The organism is Escherichia sp. KTE159 (genome assembly GCF_000408805.1).
Lineage (GTDB): Bacteria > Pseudomonadota > Gammaproteobacteria > Enterobacterales > Enterobacteriaceae > Escherichia > Escherichia marmotae.
Window position 1 is genome coordinate 776,565 of the sequence record NZ_KE137292.1, and the last position, 17,084, is coordinate 793,648.

Sequence of the window (17,084 nt, forward strand, 5' to 3'; positions counted from 1 at the left end):
AGTTAACACCTGATTGAGGCCAGGCATGTACAAATTCACCCTAAATTTGCTCACACTATCCCTTGGTTTGTCGATGCTGTCGATGGCGGAAGCCGCGCCAACTGCTCATCAGTTGTTGATGGCGCAGGTTCGGTTAGGCGAAGACACTCACCGCGAAGATCTGGTCGAGCAATCGCTTTATCGTCTTGAATTGGTGGAACCCAATAATCCAGATGTCGTTGCGGCTCGTTTTCGCTATCTGCTGCGAAGGGGAAATATTGACGGTGCACAAAAACAACTTACCAGGCTTTTCCTGCTCGCACCGGATTCAAAAATATATCAAGCATCGCACACGGCTATGCGACTTTCCTCGCCTGATGGCCGTCAGGCACTGCAAATGGCACGTTTACAAGCTATCTCCGGGCGTCACAAAGAGGCTATTGCCAATTACGACAGGCTATTTAATGGGGCACCGCCAGATGTCGAAATGGCGATGGAGTACTGGAGTACAGTGGCGCAAATAGCATCCCGTCGCAACGAAGCGATTAGTCAGTTGAGAATACTTAATAATGATAACCCTGACACTGGTGCAATATTGGGGGCGCTGGGCCAGGCGTATTCCCAGAAAGGCGATCGCGCGAATGCGGTGGTGAATCTGGAAAAAGCCCTCGCGCTGGACCCGCACAGCAGCAACAATGACAAGTGGAACAGCCTGTTGAAAGTGAACCGCTACTGGCTGGCGATCCAGCAGGGTGATGCTGCGCTGAAAGCCAATAATCCAGAGCAGGCCGAACGGTTGTTCCGGCAGGCGCGCAGTGTTGATAACGCCGACAGCTATGCAGTGCTGGGACTGGGTGATGTGGCAATGGCGCGCAAAGATTACCCCGCCGCGGAACGTTATTATCAGCAGACGCTGCGCATGGACAGCAGCAACACCAACGCCGTGCGCGGACTGGCGAATATTTATCGCCAGCAGTCACCGGAAAAAGCCGAAGCGTTTATTGCCTCGCTCCCGGCCAGCCAGCGGCGCAGCGTTGATGACATCGAACGCAGCCTGCAAAACGATCGTCTGGCACAGCAGGCGGAGGCACTGGAAAATCAGGGCAAATGGGCGCAGGCGGCAGCGCTTCAGCGGCAACGGCTGGCGCTGGATCCCGGCAGTGTATGGATTACTTACCGGCTGTCGCAGGATCTCTGGCAGGCCGGGCAACGTAGCCAGGCCGATACCCTGATGCGCAATCTGGCACAGCAGAAACCAGACGATCCGGAGCAGGTTTACGCTTACGGGCTGTATCTCTCCGGTCACGATCAGGAGCGGGCGGCGCTGGCGCATATCAACAGCCTGCCGCGCGCGCAGTGGAACAGCAATATTCAGGAGCTGGTTAATCGGCTGCAAAGCGATCAGGTGCTGGAAACCGCTAACCGTCTGCGGGAAAGCGGCAAAGAGGCCGAAGCGGAAGCGATGCTGCGCCAGCAACCACCTTCCACGCGCATTGACCTCACGCTGGCCGACTGGGCGCAGCAACGGCGTGATTACACCGCCGCCCGTGCTGCGTATCAGAATGTCCTGACGCGCGAGCCGAATAATATCGACGCCATTCTTGGCCTGACGGAAGTGGATATTGCTGCAGGCGACAAAGCGGCAGCGCGCAGCCAACTGGCGAAACTGCCCGCCACCGATAACGCGTCGCTGAACACGCAACGGCGTGTGGCGCTGGTGCAGGCACAGCTTGGCGATACCGCGGCGGCGCAGCAGACGTTTAACAGGCTGATCCCACAGGCAAAATCTCAACCACCGTCGATGGAAAGCGCGATGGTACTGCGCGATGGCGCGAGTTTTGAAGCGCAGGCGGGGGAACCGCAGCAGGCGCTGGAAACCTACAAAGACGCAATGGTCGCATCCGGTGTGGCGACAACGCGTCCGCAGGATAACGACACCTTTACCCGTCTGACCCGCAATGACGAGAAGGACGACTGGCTGAAACGCGGCGTGCGCAGCGATGCGGCGGACCTCTATCGTCAGCAGGATCTCAACGTCACCCTCGAACATGATTACTGGGGTTCGAGCGGTACTGGTGGCTATTCTGATCTGAAAGCGCACACCACCATGTTGCAGGTGGATGCGTCGTATTCCGACGGGCGAATGTTCTTCCGCAGTGATTTCGTCAATATGAACGTTGGCAGTTTCTCCGCCGACGCTGAGGGTAAATGGGATAACAACTGGGGCACCTGTACGTTACAGGATTGTAGCGGCAATCGCAGTCAGTCGGATTCCGGTGCCAGCGTTGCTGTCGGCTGGCGCAATGACGTCTGGAGCTGGGATATCGGCACCACGCCGATGGGCTTCAACGTGGTGGATGTCGTTGGCGGCATCAGTTACAGCGACGACGTGGGGCCGCTTGGTTACACCATTAACGCCCATCGTCGCCCCATCTCCAGTTCCTTGCTGGCCTTTGGCGGGCAAAAAGACTCCCCGGGCAACACCGGGAAAAAATGGGGCGGCGTGCGTGCTGATGGCGTGGGGCTAAGCCTGAGCTACGATAAAGGTGAAGCGAACGGCGTCTGGGCATCGCTTAGCGGCGACCAGTTAACCGGTAAAAATGTTGAAGATAACTGGCGCGTGCGCTGGATGACGGGCTATTACTATAAAGTTATCAACCAGAACAATCGCCGCGTCACCATTGGTCTGAACAATATGATCTGGCATTACGACAAAGACCTGAGTGGGTACTCACTCGGTCAGGGCGGTTACTACAGCCCGCAGGAATACCTGTCGTTTGCCGTACCGGTGATGTGGCGTGAGCGGACGGAAAACTGGTCGTGGGAGCTGGGGGCGTCTGGCTCGTGGTCGCATTCACGAACCAAAACCATGCCGCGTTATCCGCTGATGAACCTGATCCCGACTGACTGGAAAGACGATGCAACCGGCCAGACCAACGACGGTGGCAGCAGTCAGGGCTTTGGCTACACGGCGCGGGCATTACTTGAACGCCGTGTCACATCCAACTGGTTTGTCGGTACGGCAATCGATATCCAGCAGGCGAAAGATTATGCGCCCAGCCATTTCCTGCTCTATGTACGGTATTCCGCCGCCGGATGGCAGGGCGACATGGATTTACCGCCGCAGCCGCTGATACCTTACGCCGACTGGTAACGAGCTAGAATCAGAAGATTACGACGCGGAAATTAAGTCGAGCAAGCCAGCGTTGAGAATGCTCCTAACGCTGGCTTACTGATTATCACTAACAGGAGGGGAGCCAAAATTGCAGGGCGAAATTCAACCTGCACGTGATGTTTTAGAACATCACTTTATGACCATACTGCTCAAGAATGCCTTTCACGCGCTCCATGGTCTCTTTCTTCGGTGGTTTCACGCCATCGAGTTTGTACTCTTCGCCCATCGCCACCCATTTGTGTTTGCCCAGCTCATGGTAGGGGAGGAGTTCGATTTTTTCGACGTTACCCATATCACGGGTAAATTCACCAAGACGGTGGGCGGAATCGTCGTCGTCAGACCAGCCAGGTACTACGACATAACGGATCCAGACTTTCACATTTTTGTTCGCCAGATATTTGGCAAACTCCAGCGTTCGGTGGTTGGAAACGCCTACCAGATTTTGGTGGATCTCGTCGTTCATTTGTTTGAGATCAAGCATTACCAGGTCGGTTACTTCCAGCAGTTCATCAATCACCGGATCGTAACGACGAACAAAACCGTTGGTGTCCAGACAGGTATGAATGCCTTCTTTTTTGCAGGCGCGGAACCAGTCACGAACAAACTCAGCTTGCAGAATTGCTTCGCCGCCAGATGCGGTAACGCCGCCACCTGAAGCGTTCATAAAGTGGCGATAGGTCACCACCTCTTTCATTAAATCTTCAACGGTAACTTCTTTACCGCCATGCGTGTCCCAGGTGTCGCGGTTATGACAATACAGGCAGCGCATCAGGCAGCCCTGGAAAAAGGTGATAAAGCGAATACCCGGGCCGTCTACGGTTCCACAGGATTCAAAGGAGTGAATGCGACCAATAACTGACATTGCGGTGTTTCTCCAGATGTGGCCCATCTGAGGCCGTGTTGGTGCGCAGCTCGAAGGCTACGTCGAGTCTGTTTTGGCAGTCACCTTAAAGTATAGATAGCTGACAAAAAAGGCTCTCTTGCTAAAAAAGGCCCCACTTTCGTGGAGCCTTTATTGTACGCTTTTTACAGTACGATTTCAGTCAAATCTAATTACATAGATTGAGTGAAGGTACGAGTAATAACGTCCTGCTGCTGTTCTTTAGTCAGCGAGTTGAAACGTACTGCGTAGCCAGATACACGGATGGTCAACTGCGGATATTTTTCCGGGTTTTCCATTGCGTCGAGCAGCATTTCACGGTTCATCACGTTTACGTTCAGGTGCTGACCACCTTCGATGGACGCTTCGTGGTGGAAGTAACCATCCATCAGACCAGCCAGGTTGGTCTTACGAACTTCGTCGTCTTTACCCAGTGCGTTCGGAACGATAGAGAAGGTGTAAGAGATACCATCTTTAGCGTAAGCGAACGGCAGTTTAGCAACGGAAGTCAGAGAAGCTACAGCACCTTTCTGGTCACGACCGTGCATCGGGTTAGCACCCGGTCCGAACGGTGCGCCAGCACGACGACCGTCTGGGGTGTTACCGGTTTTCTTACCATACACAACGTTAGAAGTGATGGTCAGAACAGACTGAGTCGGGATAGCGTCACGGTAGGTGTGCAGTTTCTGAATTTTCTTCATGAAACGTTCTACCAGATCAACAGCCAGGTCATCTACACGCGGATCGTTGTTACCAAACTGCGGGTATTCGCCTTCGATTTCGAAGTCGATAGCCAGACCGTCTTCGTCACGAATCGGTTTAACTTTCGCATATTTGATTGCAGACAGGGAGTCAGCAGCAACGGACAGACCAGCGATACCACACGCCATGGTGCGGATAACGTCACGGTCGTGCAGCGCCATCAGAGCGGCTTCGTAGCTGTACTTGTCGTGCATGTAGTGGATGATGTTCAGTGCAGTGATGTACTGTTTAGCCAGCCAGTCCATGAAGTGATCCATGCGCTCCATCACTTCATCGTAGTTCAGGACGTCGCCTTTGATCGGTTCAGATTTCGGACCAACCTGCATTTTCAGTTTTTCGTCAACGCCGCCGTTGATTGCGTACAGCATGGTTTTCGCCAGGTTTGCACGCGCACCGAAGAACTGCATTTGTTTACCAACGATCATCGGGCTTACGCAGCAAGCGATAGCATAGTCATCGTTGTTGAAGTCCGGACGCATCAGGTCATCGTTCTCATACTGCAGAGAAGAGGTGTCGATGGACACTTTAGCGGCGAATTTCTTGAAGTTCAGCGGCAGTTTTTCAGACCACAGAATGGTCATGTTCGGTTCCGGAGACGGACCCATGGTGTACAGGGTGTTCAGGAAACGGAAGCTGTTTTTGGTAACCAGCGTACGACCGTCGAGACCCATACCACCGATAGATTCGGTTGCCCAGATCGGGTCACCAGAGAACAGTTCATCGTACTCCGGAGTACGCAGGAAGCGAACCATACGCAGTTTCATGACCAGGTGGTCAACCATTTCCTGCGCTTCTTGTTCGGTGATTTTACCAGCTTTCAGGTCACGTTCGATGTACACGTCCAGGAAGGTGGAGGTACGACCGAAGGACATTGCAGCACCGTTCTGAGACTTAACAGCAGCCAGGTAGCCGAAGTAAGTCCACTGGATAGCTTCCTGAGCATTGGTAGCCGGACCAGAGATGTCGTAGCCGTATTTAGCAGCCATTTCTTTCATCTGACCCAGAGCGCGGTGCTGTTCAGCGATTTCTTCGCGCAGACGAATGGTCTGTTCCAGGTTTACGCCGTTTTCCAGATCAGCCTGCAGAGAGGTGAACTGTGCCAGTTTATCTTTCATCAGGTAGTCGATACCGTACAGCGCAACGCGACGGTAGTCACCGATGATACGACCACGGCCATAAGCATCTGGCAGACCGGTCAGAACACCGGATTTACGGCAACGCAGGATGTCCGGAGTGTAAACGTCGAACACGCCCTGGTTGTGAGTTTTACGGTATTCAGTGAAGATTTTTTTGATCATCGGATCCAGTTCGCGGTTGTACGCTTTGCAGGAACCTTCGATCATTTTGATACCACCGAACGGGATAAGAGCACGTTTCAGCGGAGCTTCAGTCTGCAGACCAACGATTTTCTCAAGCTGCTTGTTGATGTAGCCAGCGTCGTGAGAGGTGATGGTGGAAGCAACAGCGGTGTCAAAGTCAACTGGCGCGTGAGTGCGGTTTTCCAGTTTAACGCCTTCCATTACTTTGTCCCACAGGGTAGTGGTCGCTTCAGTAGCGCCAGCCAGGAAGGACTCGTCACCCTCGTACGGAGTGTAGTTTTTCTGAATGAAGTCACGGACGTTTACTTCATTCTGCCAGTCACCTTTGGTAAAACCTTCCCAGGCTGTGGCTAACTTTTCATTAAGCTCGGACATGTAACACCTACCTTCTTAAGTGGATTTTTTATTTACTGCGTACTTCGACAGCCATTAATGGTTGTCGTTTTCACGCAGGTAAATGACCCAGTATGTCAACCCAACCAACAAACCACCGCCGATAATATTGCCGATCGTAACCGGAATCAGGTTATCAGTGATGAAGTTCATCACGGTCAGGTGAGAAAAATTTTCCGGTGCTGAACCGACAGCGGTCCAGAATTCCGGTGTAGCGAAGTCGCGGATTACAATACCCATCGGGATCATAAACATGTTTGCGATACTGTGCTCAAAACCGCTGGCAACAAACATCGCGACCGGCAGCACCATGATAAACGCTTTGTCCATCAGGCTGCGGCCAGAATAGCTCATCCATACCGCCAGGCATACCATCAGGTTAGCCAGGATACCGAGGCAGACGGCCTCAATAAAAGTATGGTGCACTTTGTGGTCGGCGGTTTGTAGGACGTTCAGCCCCCATTGACCATTGGCGGTCATATACTCGCCGGAAAGCCACATTAAAAGTACAAATAACAACGCGCCGACCAGGTTGCCAAAATAGACATTCAGCCAGTTTTTCGCCAACTGACCCCAGGTGATACGCCCACTCGCCTTGGCAACAACAATCAACACGGTAGAAGTAAAGAGATCGGCACCGCAGACAACACAAAGAATCAGCCCCAGAGAGAAGCAAATGCCGCCAACCAGTTTTGCCATGCCGAAGGGCATTGTGCCTGTGCCAGTGGTTGCTGTGATATAGAAGACGAATGCGATTGAGATGAAAACACCGGCGGTAATCGCCAGATAGAAAGTCTTAAGCGGATGTTTCGTTGCTTTATAGACACCTGCCTCTTCGGCCACTTTGGCCATTGCTGCAGGAAGTAAAAGATCAAAAGGGTTGTCAGCTTTCACACTAACTCTCTCTTTATTAAGTCGGCGACGAGATACTAACAAAGCATTATAGATGAGAAATTGATATAGATCATATCTCGCCTGGCTTATAGGCCCGTAAGTCGCATGGTTTTTATGCAAATACGGAGTAAGTATTTGATTATCCAAATAAAAATAAATTTTAAAAATTAACAAATGAGTTGAATTTTTTCCGCATCCTCCGCTAAAACAGTTAATTAAAAGGGGGGCATCAGGCAAATAAAGTAACAATATCGATCGTATTTATTAAATATAAATTACCGATATTTAACTTTATAATTACAATTATTTTATTAATGCAAATATATGTAAAGCGGGGCATTAAAAAAACGCCCCGTAATATAACTCAGACTAATCATTAAGCCTACATTGCGTAGGCTATTTGATTTTATTTTGTCCAGAATGCCGCTTTGGCGTGTTGCAGTTTTTCGTAAGCTTTCAGCAGTGACTGATGTGCGGCAAACGCATGTAGATCGTTGTCTACCGGTTGCAGGCCATAAAACGCGGCTTCGCCACTCATGGCTGCGCTGGCAGCTTCTACCGCATCAGCACCGTACATGCGAACAAACGCGTTCAGATATTGCAGTGGCTGACGATCTTCTTCCTGAGCAAGCAGCAGTAAGGTTTGCAGGCAGCGATAATAGTTCGCGCGCTCCGGGCTGAACACCGATGAGTTAAACTCCATCGTCCATTCGGTCCAGACCAGAGCCTGTTCCAGGTCGCCACCAGCCAGCGCCAGCATGGCTTTCAGTTCACCGATACGCAGGGTATACCAGCCGTTGTCCGACCCCGTTGCCAGACCCAGCAGCTCACGTACGCGGGTAAAATCGTCAAAACCTTCTTCATCCAGTTGCTCGATGAGGTTCAGGTAATCTTCTTTTTCCCATTCACTGCCTGGCAGCGACAGAATCGTTTCTCGTAAATGGCTGCCCATACTGTTATTCGCCATCCACAAATCTTCTGCCGGATAAATATCGGACATGCCCGGCACGATAATACGGCAAGCGTAGACACCCAGATGCTCATAATCAGCAATATAAACGTCTTTACCTTCCTTATTGAAGATAGCCATCAGCGTGGCGAACTCTTCTTCAGTGGTGCCGGAGAAATTCCAGTCGACAAACGGATAATCGGCATCCTGCTTGAACAGATCCCAGGAGATCAAACCGCTGGAATCAATAAAGTGCGTTTCGAGGTTGGTATGTTCAGCTACTTCTTCATCGTCGAAGGTTGGCGGAGTAAATACATCCAGGTCCTTCAAACTGCGGCCCTGCAGCAGTTCAGTCACGGTACGTTCCAGTGCAACGCCAAAATCAGGATGTGCGCCGAAAGAGGCAAAGCAAGTGCCGTTAGCCGGGTTGAACAGTACCACGCAGATCACCGGATACTGACCGCCAAGCGAACCATCATAAGCAAAGATTGGGAAACCTTCCGCTTCCAGCGTTTCGATGGCTTCAACCACCGCCGGATAACGTGCCAGCACATCAGCCGGGATCTCTGGCAGGCTGATGCTTTCAGCGATGATGCGGTTTTTCACATAGCGTTCAAAAACTTCGGATAATCCCTGGACGCGCGCTTCGTTGCGGGTATTACCAGCGGACATACCGTTGGAAACATACAGGTTACCGATAATATTCATCGGAATATAAACGGTTTGATTGTCGGACTGGCGAGTAAACGGCAGGCCGCAAATACCGCGATCTTCATTACCGGATTGCAGATCAATCAGCATACTGCCGGTCAGTTCATTCTCCGGGTCGTAAAATGCCCTCAGACGGTCATCAAGCAGGCCTTCCGGCACATCGTCGTTTTCGGTCAGTGGGAACCATTTTTCGTTGGGATAATGCACGAACGGGCCGTTGGCGATGGTTTCGCCCAGCCAGAAATCAGCAAAAAAGTAGTTAGTAGAGAGACGCTCGAAATATTCACCGAGGGCAGAAGCCAGCGCCGCCTTTTTGGTTGCGCCTTTACCGTTGGTAAAACATAGCGCGCACTCTTTATCGCGGATGTGTACAGACCAGACGTTAGGCACCGGATTCAGCCAGGAAGCTTCTTCAATTTGAAAACCGAGGTCGGAGAGTTTTTGCTGGAAGCGAGCGATGGAATCTTCCAGAGCGGCATCTTTGCCGGGGATAAATGTTTGTGTCATGAAAATCACTTTAGTCGTACGGAAAGCGCGCAATAATACGGGTTTTATCTCAAAGGCGCTATCACCGCCGCCATGCCGATGAACTGTTGACTATGCTTTTAGTGGATAAACCACGATAAGAGCATAAAAATGAAGGCGTTCGATCTCCACCGTATGGCATTCGATAAAGTGCCTTTTGATTTCCTTGGCGAAGTTGCCCTACGCAGTCTCTATACCTTTGTGTTGGTCTTTCTGTTCCTCAAAATGACCGGAAGACGCGGCGTGCGGCAAATGTCGCTGTTTGAAGTGTTAATCATTTTGACACTAGGGTCGGCGGCTGGGGATGTGGCATTTTATGACGATGTGCCGATGATCCCGGTACTTATTGTCTTTATTACTCTGGCGTTGTTATATCGCCTGGTGATGTGGTCGATGGCGCACAGTGAAAAACTGGAAGATCTGTTGGAGGGTAAGCCGGTTGTCATTATTGAAGATGGTGAGCTGGCCTGGTCGAAACTTAATAACTCCAACATGACGGAATTTGAGTTTTTTATGGAGCTACGGTTGCGTGGTGTGGAACAACTGGGACAGGTTCGTCTGGCTATTCTTGAAACCAACGGGCAAATCAGCGTCTATTTCTTTGAAGATGAAAAGGTGAAACCGGGATTACTTATTTTACCCAGTGATTGTACTCAGCGTTATAAAGTGGTGCCGGAGTCGGCGGACTACGCCTGTATCCGTTGCAGTGAAATCATTCATATGGAAGCAGGTGAAAAACAATTATGTCCCCGCTGTGCAAATCCAGAATGGACGAAGGCAAGTCGGGTAAAACGGGTGACCTGACAGCAAAAACAGCGGCTTTTTGACTAGAATCCGAGATATTCTGTTGTGTGACGCGGACCACATTTTTACCCGCAACAGTTTTACCCATTGCGACGCGCGTCACTGAATGATAAAACCGATAGTCACAGGAATAACGTATTACCCAGGGTCGCAATCGATTACCGTGGGTCAATAACAACGCAACGTGGTGAGGGGAAATGGCTCAAATCTTCAATTTTAGTTCTGGTCCGGCAATGCTACCGGCAGAGGTGCTTAAACAGGCTCAACAGGAACTGCGCGACTGGAACGGTCTTGGTACGTCGGTGATGGAAGTGAGCCACCGCGGCAAAGAATTCATTCAGGTTGCAGAGGAAGCCGAGAAGGATTTTCGCGATCTTCTTAACGTCCCCTCCAACTATAAAGTATTGTTCTGCCATGGTGGCGGTCGGGGTCAGTTTGCGGCTGTACCGCTGAATATTCTCGGTGATAAAACCACTGCAGATTATGTTGATGCCGGCTACTGGGCGGCAAGCGCCATCAAAGAAGCGAAAAAATACTGCACGCCAAATGTGTTTGACGCCAAAGTGACTGTTGATGGTTTGCGCGCGGTTAAGCCAATGCGTGAATGGCAACTCTCTGATAATGCTGCTTATATGCATTATTGCCCGAATGAAACTATCGATGGTATTGCCATCGATGAAACGCCAGACTTTGGTAAAGATGTGGTAGTCGCTGCCGATTTCTCTTCAACGATTCTTTCCCGCCCGATTGATGTCAGCCGCTACGGCGTGATTTACGCTGGCGCGCAGAAAAATATCGGCCCGGCTGGCCTGACGATCGTCATCGTTCGCGAAGACTTACTGGGTAAAGCGAATATCGCATGCCCGTCGATTCTGGATTACTCCATCCTTAACGATAACGATTCCATGTTTAATACGCCGCCGACCTTTGCCTGGTACTTATCTGGCCTGGTCTTCAAATGGCTGAAAGCGAACGGCGGTGTGGCTGCAATGGACAACATCAATCAGCAAAAAGCAGAACTGCTGTATGGCGTAATAGATAACAGCGATTTCTATCGTAATGATGTCGCAAAAGATAACCGTTCGCGGATGAATGTGCCGTTCCAGTTGGCGGACAGTGCGCTTGACAAGTTGTTCCTCGAAGAGTCTTTCGCTGCGGGCCTTCATGCGTTGAAAGGTCACCGTGTGGTCGGCGGAATGCGCGCGTCTATTTATAATGCCATGCCGCTGGAAGGTGTTAAAGCGCTGACAGACTTCATGGTTGAGTTCGAACGCCGTCACGGCTAATGCCGAAATTTTGCTTAATCCCCCACAGCCAGACTGTGGGGTTTTTATTTCTGTTGTAGAGAGTTGAGTTCATGGAATCCCTGACGTTACAACCCATCGCCCGTGTTGATGGCACCATTAATCTGCCCGGTTCCAAGAGCGTTTCTAACCGCGCTTTATTGCTGGCGGCATTAGCACACGGCAAAACCGTATTAACCAATCTGCTGGATAGCGACGATGTTCGCCATATGCTGAATGCACTGCAGGCGTTGGGGGTGAGCTATACGCTTTCTGCTGATCGTACGCGTTGCGAAATTATCGGTAACGGCGGTCCATTACACGCAGAAAGTGCGCTGGAGTTATTTCTCGGTAATGCGGGGACAGCGATGCGTCCTCTGGCGGCGGCACTTTGTCTGGGAAGCAATAATATTGTCCTGACCGGTGAACCGCGTATGAAAGAACGCCCGATCGGTCATCTGGTCGATGCGCTGCGCCAGGGCGGGGCAAAAATCGCTTACCTGGAACAAGAAAATTATCCACCGTTGCGTTTACAGGGGGGTTTTACTGGCGGCAATGTCGAAGTTGATGGCTCTGTTTCCAGTCAGTTCCTCACCGCACTATTAATGGCCGCACCGCTTGCGCCGGAAGATACGGTTATTCGGATTAAAGGTGATCTGGTTTCTAAACCTTATATCGATATCACGCTCAACCTGATGAAGACGTTTGGTGTTGAGATTGAAAATAAGCAATATCAACAATTTGTAGTAAAAGGCGGTCAATCTTATCAGTCACCGGGCCACTATTTAGTGGAAGGGGATGCATCCTCGGCGTCTTACTTTCTCGCTGCAGCAGCGATTAAAGGCGGTACGGTAAAAGTGACTGGCATTGGACGCAACAGTATGCAGGGTGATATTCGCTTTGCTGACGTACTGGAAAAAATGGGGGCGACCATTAGCTGGGGCGATGATTATATTGCCTGCACGCGTGGTGAACTGAACGCTATCGACATGGATATGAACCATATTCCCGATGCGGCGATGACTATCGCTACGACGGCGCTATTTGCTAAAGGCACTACCACGCTGCGCAATATTTATAACTGGCGCGTTAAAGAGACGGATCGTCTGTTTGCGATGGCGACCGAATTACGTAAGGTCGGCGCAGAAGTGGAAGAGGGATATGATTTCATTCGCATTACGCCGCCAGAAAAACTGAAATTTGCCGGGATCGCCACTTATAACGATCACCGAATGGCAATGTGTTTCTCGCTGGTAGCATTGTCAGATACGCCGGTGACGATTCTTGATCCTAAATGTACGGCTAAAACATTCCCGGATTACTTCGAGCAACTGGAACGTATTAGCCAACCAGCCTGAACGAATATCAGGCAATAAATAGACAGATCTTTCTTTATCAAAACGTCGGTTTATTGTCGGCGTTTTTTTTCGGACATTGTGAGCCATTCGTATTAATGGTAGCGTTAGTTGTCAATGTAAGTTGTTGATACATAATATTTATGTATGATTAATCAACGGATGATTCACATGAAGAATACTAAATTACTGCTGGCGATTGCGGCCTCTGCAGCATTACTGACAGGGTGTCAGAATACGCACGGTATTAATACCGATCTGGCTATCAGCTCCGGTTTAAATGCCTATAAAGCTGTAACGTTAAGCGATGCCGATGCAAAAGCGATTGCCAATCAGGGTTGTGTCGAAATGGACAGCGGCAACAAAGTCGCTAGCAAATCCAGCAAGTACGGTAAACGTCTGGCAAAAATCGCCAAAGCATTGGGTAGCAATATTAACGGTACGCCGGTCAACTATAAGGTATATATGACCAGCGACGTTAACGCATGGGCGATGGCAAACGGCTGTGTTCGTGTCTACAGTGGCCTGATGGACATGATGAACGACAATGAAATTGAAGGCGTTCTGGGCCATGAATTGGGGCACGTTGCATTGGGTCACTCGCTGGCTGAAATGAAAGCCTCTTATGCGATTGTTGCCGCACGTGATGCGATTTCCGCAACCAGCGGTGTGGCTTCTCAGCTTTCCCGTTCACAATTAGGCGATATCGCAGAAGGCGCTATCAATGCTAAGTACTCCCGCGATAAAGAGTCCGAAGCAGATGATTTCTCCTTTGATCTGCTGAAGAAACGTGGCATCAACACCCAGGGACTGGTCGGTAGCTTTGAAAAACTGGCCAGCCTGGATGGCGGTCGTACCCAGTCTATGTTTGACTCTCATCCACCATCAACAGAGCGTGCACAACACATCCGTGACCGTATCGCCTCTGGTAAGTAAATCATTGTCATCTTTCGGGCTGGTCTTTCGCCAGCCCGCTATAATTGCGCAATAAATCCCCATCTGAATACAGACAAAACTGGTTTTTGCACACAACGTTAACGATTTGTGGCGCTGGCGCGTATAATGCGCGCGGTTATGTTAACGGTACGCCTGTTTTAAGGAGATAAAGATGACGGCAATTGCCCCGGTTATTACCATTGATGGCCCAAGCGGTGCAGGGAAAGGCACTTTGTGTAAGGCTATGGCGGAAGCGTTGCAATGGCATCTGCTGGACTCGGGTGCAATTTATCGCGTACTGGCACTGGCGGCATTACATCACCATGTTGATGTGGCGTCGGAAGATGCTCTGGTGCCACTGGCATCCCACCTGGATGTACGTTTTGTATCGACCAATGGCAATCTGGAAGTGATCCTCGAAGGGGAAGATGTCAGTGGTGAAATTCGCACCCAGGAAGTGGCGAATGCCGCTTCACAAGTCGCGGCATTTCCCCGTGTTCGCGAAGCATTATTGCGTCGCCAACGCGCATTTCGCGAATTACCTGGCCTGATTGCCGATGGCCGCGATATGGGAACGGTGGTATTCCCTGATGCACCAGTGAAAATTTTCCTTGACGCCTCCTCAGAAGAACGTGCACATCGCCGCATGCTACAGTTGCAGGAGAAGGGCTTTAGTGTTAACTTTGAGCGCCTTTTGGCCGAGATCAAAGAACGCGACGACCGCGATCGTAATCGCGCGGTAGCGCCGTTGGTTCCGGCAGCCGATGCTTTAGTGTTGGATTCCACCACCTTAAGCATTGAGCAAGTGATTGAAAAAGCGTTACACTACGCGCGCCAAAAATTGGCTCTCGCATAAGCGACCGAATTTGCAGTACCCCCGCTGCAATGGAATGACAGCGGGTATGTTAAACAACCCCATCCGGCACGGAGCCAGGTGGACGTTAAATATAAACCTGAAGATTAAACATGACTGAATCTTTTGCTCAACTCTTTGAAGAGTCCTTAAAAGAAATCGAAACCCGCCCGGGTTCTATCGTTCGTGGCGTTGTTGTTGCTATCGACAAAGATGTAGTACTGGTTGACGCTGGTCTGAAATCTGAGTCTGCCATCCCGGCTGAGCAGTTCAAAAACGCCCAGGGCGAGCTGGAAATCCAGGTAGGTGACGAAGTTGACGTTGCTCTGGACGCAGTAGAAGACGGCTTCGGTGAAACTCTGCTGTCCCGTGAGAAAGCTAAACGTCACGAAGCCTGGATCACGCTGGAAAAAGCTTACGAAGATGCTGAAACTGTTACCGGTGTTATCAACGGCAAAGTTAAGGGCGGCTTCACTGTTGAGCTGAACGGTATTCGTGCGTTCCTGCCAGGTTCTCTGGTAGATGTTCGTCCGGTGCGTGACACTCTGCACCTGGAAGGCAAAGAGCTTGAATTCAAAGTAATCAAGCTGGATCAGAAGCGCAACAACGTTGTTGTTTCTCGTCGTGCCGTTATCGAATCCGAAAACAGCGCAGAGCGCGATCAACTGCTGGAAAACCTGCAGGAAGGCATGGAAGTTAAAGGTATCGTTAAGAACCTCACTGACTACGGTGCATTCGTTGATCTGGGCGGCGTTGACGGCCTGCTGCACATCACTGACATGGCCTGGAAACGCGTTAAGCATCCGAGCGAAATCGTCAACGTGGGCGACGAAATCACTGTTAAAGTGCTGAAGTTCGACCGCGAACGTACCCGTGTATCCCTGGGCCTGAAACAACTGGGCGAAGATCCGTGGGTAGCTATCGCTAAACGTTATCCGGAAGGTACTAAACTGACTGGTCGCGTAACCAACCTGACCGACTACGGCTGCTTCGTTGAAATCGAAGAAGGCGTTGAAGGCCTGGTACACGTTTCCGAAATGGATTGGACCAACAAAAACATCCACCCGTCCAAAGTTGTTAACGTTGGCGATGTAGTGGAAGTTATGGTTCTGGATATCGACGAAGAACGTCGTCGTATCTCCCTGGGTCTGAAACAGTGCAAAGCTAACCCGTGGCAGCAGTTCGCGGAAACCCACAACAAGGGTGACCGTGTTGAAGGTAAAATCAAGTCTATCACTGACTTCGGTATCTTCATCGGCCTGGACGGCGGCATCGATGGCCTGGTTCACCTGTCTGACATCTCCTGGAACGTTGCAGGCGAAGAAGCAGTTCGTGAATACAAAAAAGGCGACGAAATCGCTGCAGTTGTTCTGCAGGTTGACGCAGAACGTGAACGTATCTCCCTGGGCGTTAAGCAGCTCGCAGAAGATCCGTTCAACAACTGGGTTGCTCTGAACAAGAAAGGCGCTATCGTAACCGGTAAAGTAACTGCAGTTGACGCTAAAGGCGCAACCGTAGAACTGGCTGACGGCGTTGAAGGTTACCTGCGTGCTTCTGAAGCATCCCGTGACCGCGTTGAAGATGCTACCCTGGTTCTGAGCGTTGGCGACGAAGTTGAAGCTAAATTCACCGGCGTTGATCGTAAAAACCGCGCAATCAGCCTGTCTGTTCGTGCGAAAGACGAAGCTGACGAGAAAGATGCAATCGCAACTGTTAACAAACAGGAAGATGCAAACTTCTCCAACAACGCAATGGCTGAAGCTTTCAAAGCAGCTAAAGGCGAGTAATTCTCTGACTCTTCGGGATTTTTATTCCGAAGTTTGTTGAGTTTACTTGACAGATTGCAGGTTTCGTCCTGTAATCAAGCACTAAGGGCGGCTACGGCCGCCCTTAATCAATGCAGCAACAGCAGCCGCTAAATTTGCCTTTAAGGAACCGGAGGAATCATGACCAAGTCAGAATTGATAGAAAGACTTGCCACCCAGCAATCGCACATTCCCGCCAAGACGGTTGAAGATGCAGTAAAAGAGATGCTGGAGCATATGGCCTCGACTCTTGCGCAGGGCGAGCGTATTGAAATCCGCGGTTTCGGCAGTTTCTCTTTGCACTACCGCGCACCTCGTACCGGACGTAATCCGAAAACTGGCGATAAAGTAGAACTGGAAGGAAAATACGTTCCTCACTTTAAACCAGGTAAAGAACTGCGCGATCGCGCCAATATTTACGGTTGAGTTTTTACACAAACTTGAACGCGAAAAAAGCACCT

The 17,084-nt window shown here is 50.6% G+C and carries 12 protein-coding genes; 8 read left to right on the forward strand and 4 right to left on the reverse strand.

Annotated features, from left to right (window positions below; genetic code table 11):
- The first annotated feature begins 25 nt into the window (after positions 1–25).
- Positions 26–3,133: a cellulose synthase complex outer membrane protein BcsC gene (gene bcsC / locus A31E_RS17795; RefSeq protein WP_016248548.1), complete on the forward strand. Its 3,108-nt coding sequence runs from the start codon at positions 26–28 to the stop codon at positions 3,131–3,133.
- 142 nt (positions 3,134–3,275) lie between these two features.
- On the opposite strand, the gene pflA is transcribed toward bcsC, so the two are convergent.
- The 4 genes from pflA to ycaO form a co-directional block, all read right to left on the reverse strand.
- Positions 3,276–4,016, reverse strand: a complete 741-nt coding sequence (gene pflA, locus A31E_RS17790; protein ID WP_000111043.1) for a pyruvate formate lyase 1-activating protein — start codon at positions 4,014–4,016, stop codon at positions 3,276–3,278.
- 191 nt (positions 4,017–4,207) lie between these two features.
- The gene (gene pflB, locus A31E_RS17785) at positions 4,208–6,490 is read right to left on the reverse strand and encodes a formate C-acetyltransferase (protein ID WP_001292821.1); all 2,283 of its coding nucleotides are present in this window, start codon (positions 6,488–6,490) and stop codon (positions 4,208–4,210) included.
- A gap of 54 nt (positions 6,491–6,544) precedes the next feature.
- Positions 6,545–7,402 carry a formate transporter FocA gene (gene focA, locus A31E_RS17780; RefSeq protein ID WP_000642551.1) on the reverse strand — a complete coding sequence of 286 codons (858 nt, stop codon included), beginning with the start codon at positions 7,400–7,402 and terminating at the stop codon, positions 6,545–6,547.
- A 406-nt stretch (positions 7,403–7,808) separates the two neighbouring features.
- The gene (gene ycaO / locus A31E_RS17775) at positions 7,809–9,569 is read right to left on the reverse strand and encodes a 30S ribosomal protein S12 methylthiotransferase accessory factor YcaO (protein ID WP_001516111.1); all 1,761 of its coding nucleotides are present in this window, start codon (positions 9,567–9,569) and stop codon (positions 7,809–7,811) included.
- 129 nt (positions 9,570–9,698) lie between these two features.
- Here ycaO and A31E_RS17770 point away from each other — a divergent pair, with 129 nt between their 5' ends.
- The 7 genes from A31E_RS17770 to ihfB all read left to right on the forward strand — a co-directional run bounded on the left by A31E_RS17770 (position 9,699) and on the right by ihfB (position 17,049).
- Complete coding sequence (locus A31E_RS17770) at positions 9,699–10,391, forward strand: DUF421 domain-containing protein (RefSeq protein WP_000642842.1); 693 nt, start codon at positions 9,699–9,701, stop codon at positions 10,389–10,391.
- A gap of 197 nt (positions 10,392–10,588) precedes the next feature.
- The gene (gene serC / locus A31E_RS17765; protein WP_000057146.1) at positions 10,589–11,677 is read left to right on the forward strand and encodes a 3-phosphoserine/phosphohydroxythreonine transaminase; all 1,089 of its coding nucleotides are present in this window, start codon (positions 10,589–10,591) and stop codon (positions 11,675–11,677) included.
- Positions 11,678–11,748: 71 nt separating this feature from the next.
- Positions 11,749–13,032: a 3-phosphoshikimate 1-carboxyvinyltransferase gene (gene aroA / locus A31E_RS17760; RefSeq protein ID WP_016248549.1), complete on the forward strand. Its 1,284-nt coding sequence runs from the start codon at positions 11,749–11,751 to the stop codon at positions 13,030–13,032.
- Positions 13,033–13,200: 168 nt separating this feature from the next.
- Positions 13,201–13,965 (forward strand): metallopeptidase YcaL, encoded by a 765-nt coding sequence (ycaL, locus tag A31E_RS17755; RefSeq protein ID WP_016248550.1) that lies wholly within the window; start codon positions 13,201–13,203, stop codon positions 13,963–13,965.
- Between the two features lie 172 nt (positions 13,966–14,137).
- Positions 14,138–14,821: a (d)CMP kinase gene (cmk, locus tag A31E_RS17750; RefSeq protein WP_000125014.1), complete on the forward strand. Its 684-nt coding sequence runs from the start codon at positions 14,138–14,140 to the stop codon at positions 14,819–14,821.
- A gap of 110 nt (positions 14,822–14,931) precedes the next feature.
- Positions 14,932–16,605 (forward strand): 30S ribosomal protein S1, encoded by a 1,674-nt coding sequence (gene rpsA, locus A31E_RS17745; RefSeq protein ID WP_000140327.1) that lies wholly within the window; start codon positions 14,932–14,934, stop codon positions 16,603–16,605.
- 159 nt (positions 16,606–16,764) lie between these two features.
- Positions 16,765–17,049 (forward strand): integration host factor subunit beta, encoded by a 285-nt coding sequence (ihfB, locus tag A31E_RS17740; RefSeq protein ID WP_000167336.1) that lies wholly within the window; start codon positions 16,765–16,767, stop codon positions 17,047–17,049.
- Positions 17,050–17,084: the final 35 nt, after the last annotated feature.

What these genes read in the sequence shown, in the direction of transcription:
- rpsA (WP_000140327.1), top strand. Translation starts at nt 14,932, where the DNA reads ATGACTGAATCTTTTGCTCAACTCTTTGAAGAGTCCTTAAAAGAAATC.
- bcsC (WP_016248548.1), top strand. Translation starts at nt 26, where the DNA reads ATGTACAAATTCACCCTAAATTTGCTCACACTATCCCTTGGTTTGTCG.
- serC (WP_000057146.1), top strand. Translation starts at nt 10,589, where the DNA reads ATGGCTCAAATCTTCAATTTTAGTTCTGGTCCGGCAATGCTACCGGCA.
- pflB (WP_001292821.1), bottom strand. Translation starts at nt 6,490, where the DNA reads ATGTCCGAGCTTAATGAAAAGTTAGCCACAGCCTGGGAAGGTTTTACC.
- aroA (WP_016248549.1), top strand. Translation starts at nt 11,749, where the DNA reads ATGGAATCCCTGACGTTACAACCCATCGCCCGTGTTGATGGCACCATT.
- ycaO (WP_001516111.1), bottom strand. Translation starts at nt 9,569, where the DNA reads ATGACACAAACATTTATCCCCGGCAAAGATGCCGCTCTGGAAGATTCC.
- pflA (WP_000111043.1), bottom strand. Translation starts at nt 4,016, where the DNA reads ATGTCAGTTATTGGTCGCATTCACTCCTTTGAATCCTGTGGAACCGTA.
- A31E_RS17770 (WP_000642842.1), top strand. Translation starts at nt 9,699, where the DNA reads ATGAAGGCGTTCGATCTCCACCGTATGGCATTCGATAAAGTGCCTTTT.
- ycaL (WP_016248550.1), top strand. Translation starts at nt 13,201, where the DNA reads ATGAAGAATACTAAATTACTGCTGGCGATTGCGGCCTCTGCAGCATTA.
- cmk (WP_000125014.1), top strand. Translation starts at nt 14,138, where the DNA reads ATGACGGCAATTGCCCCGGTTATTACCATTGATGGCCCAAGCGGTGCA.
- ihfB (WP_000167336.1), top strand. Translation starts at nt 16,765, where the DNA reads ATGACCAAGTCAGAATTGATAGAAAGACTTGCCACCCAGCAATCGCAC.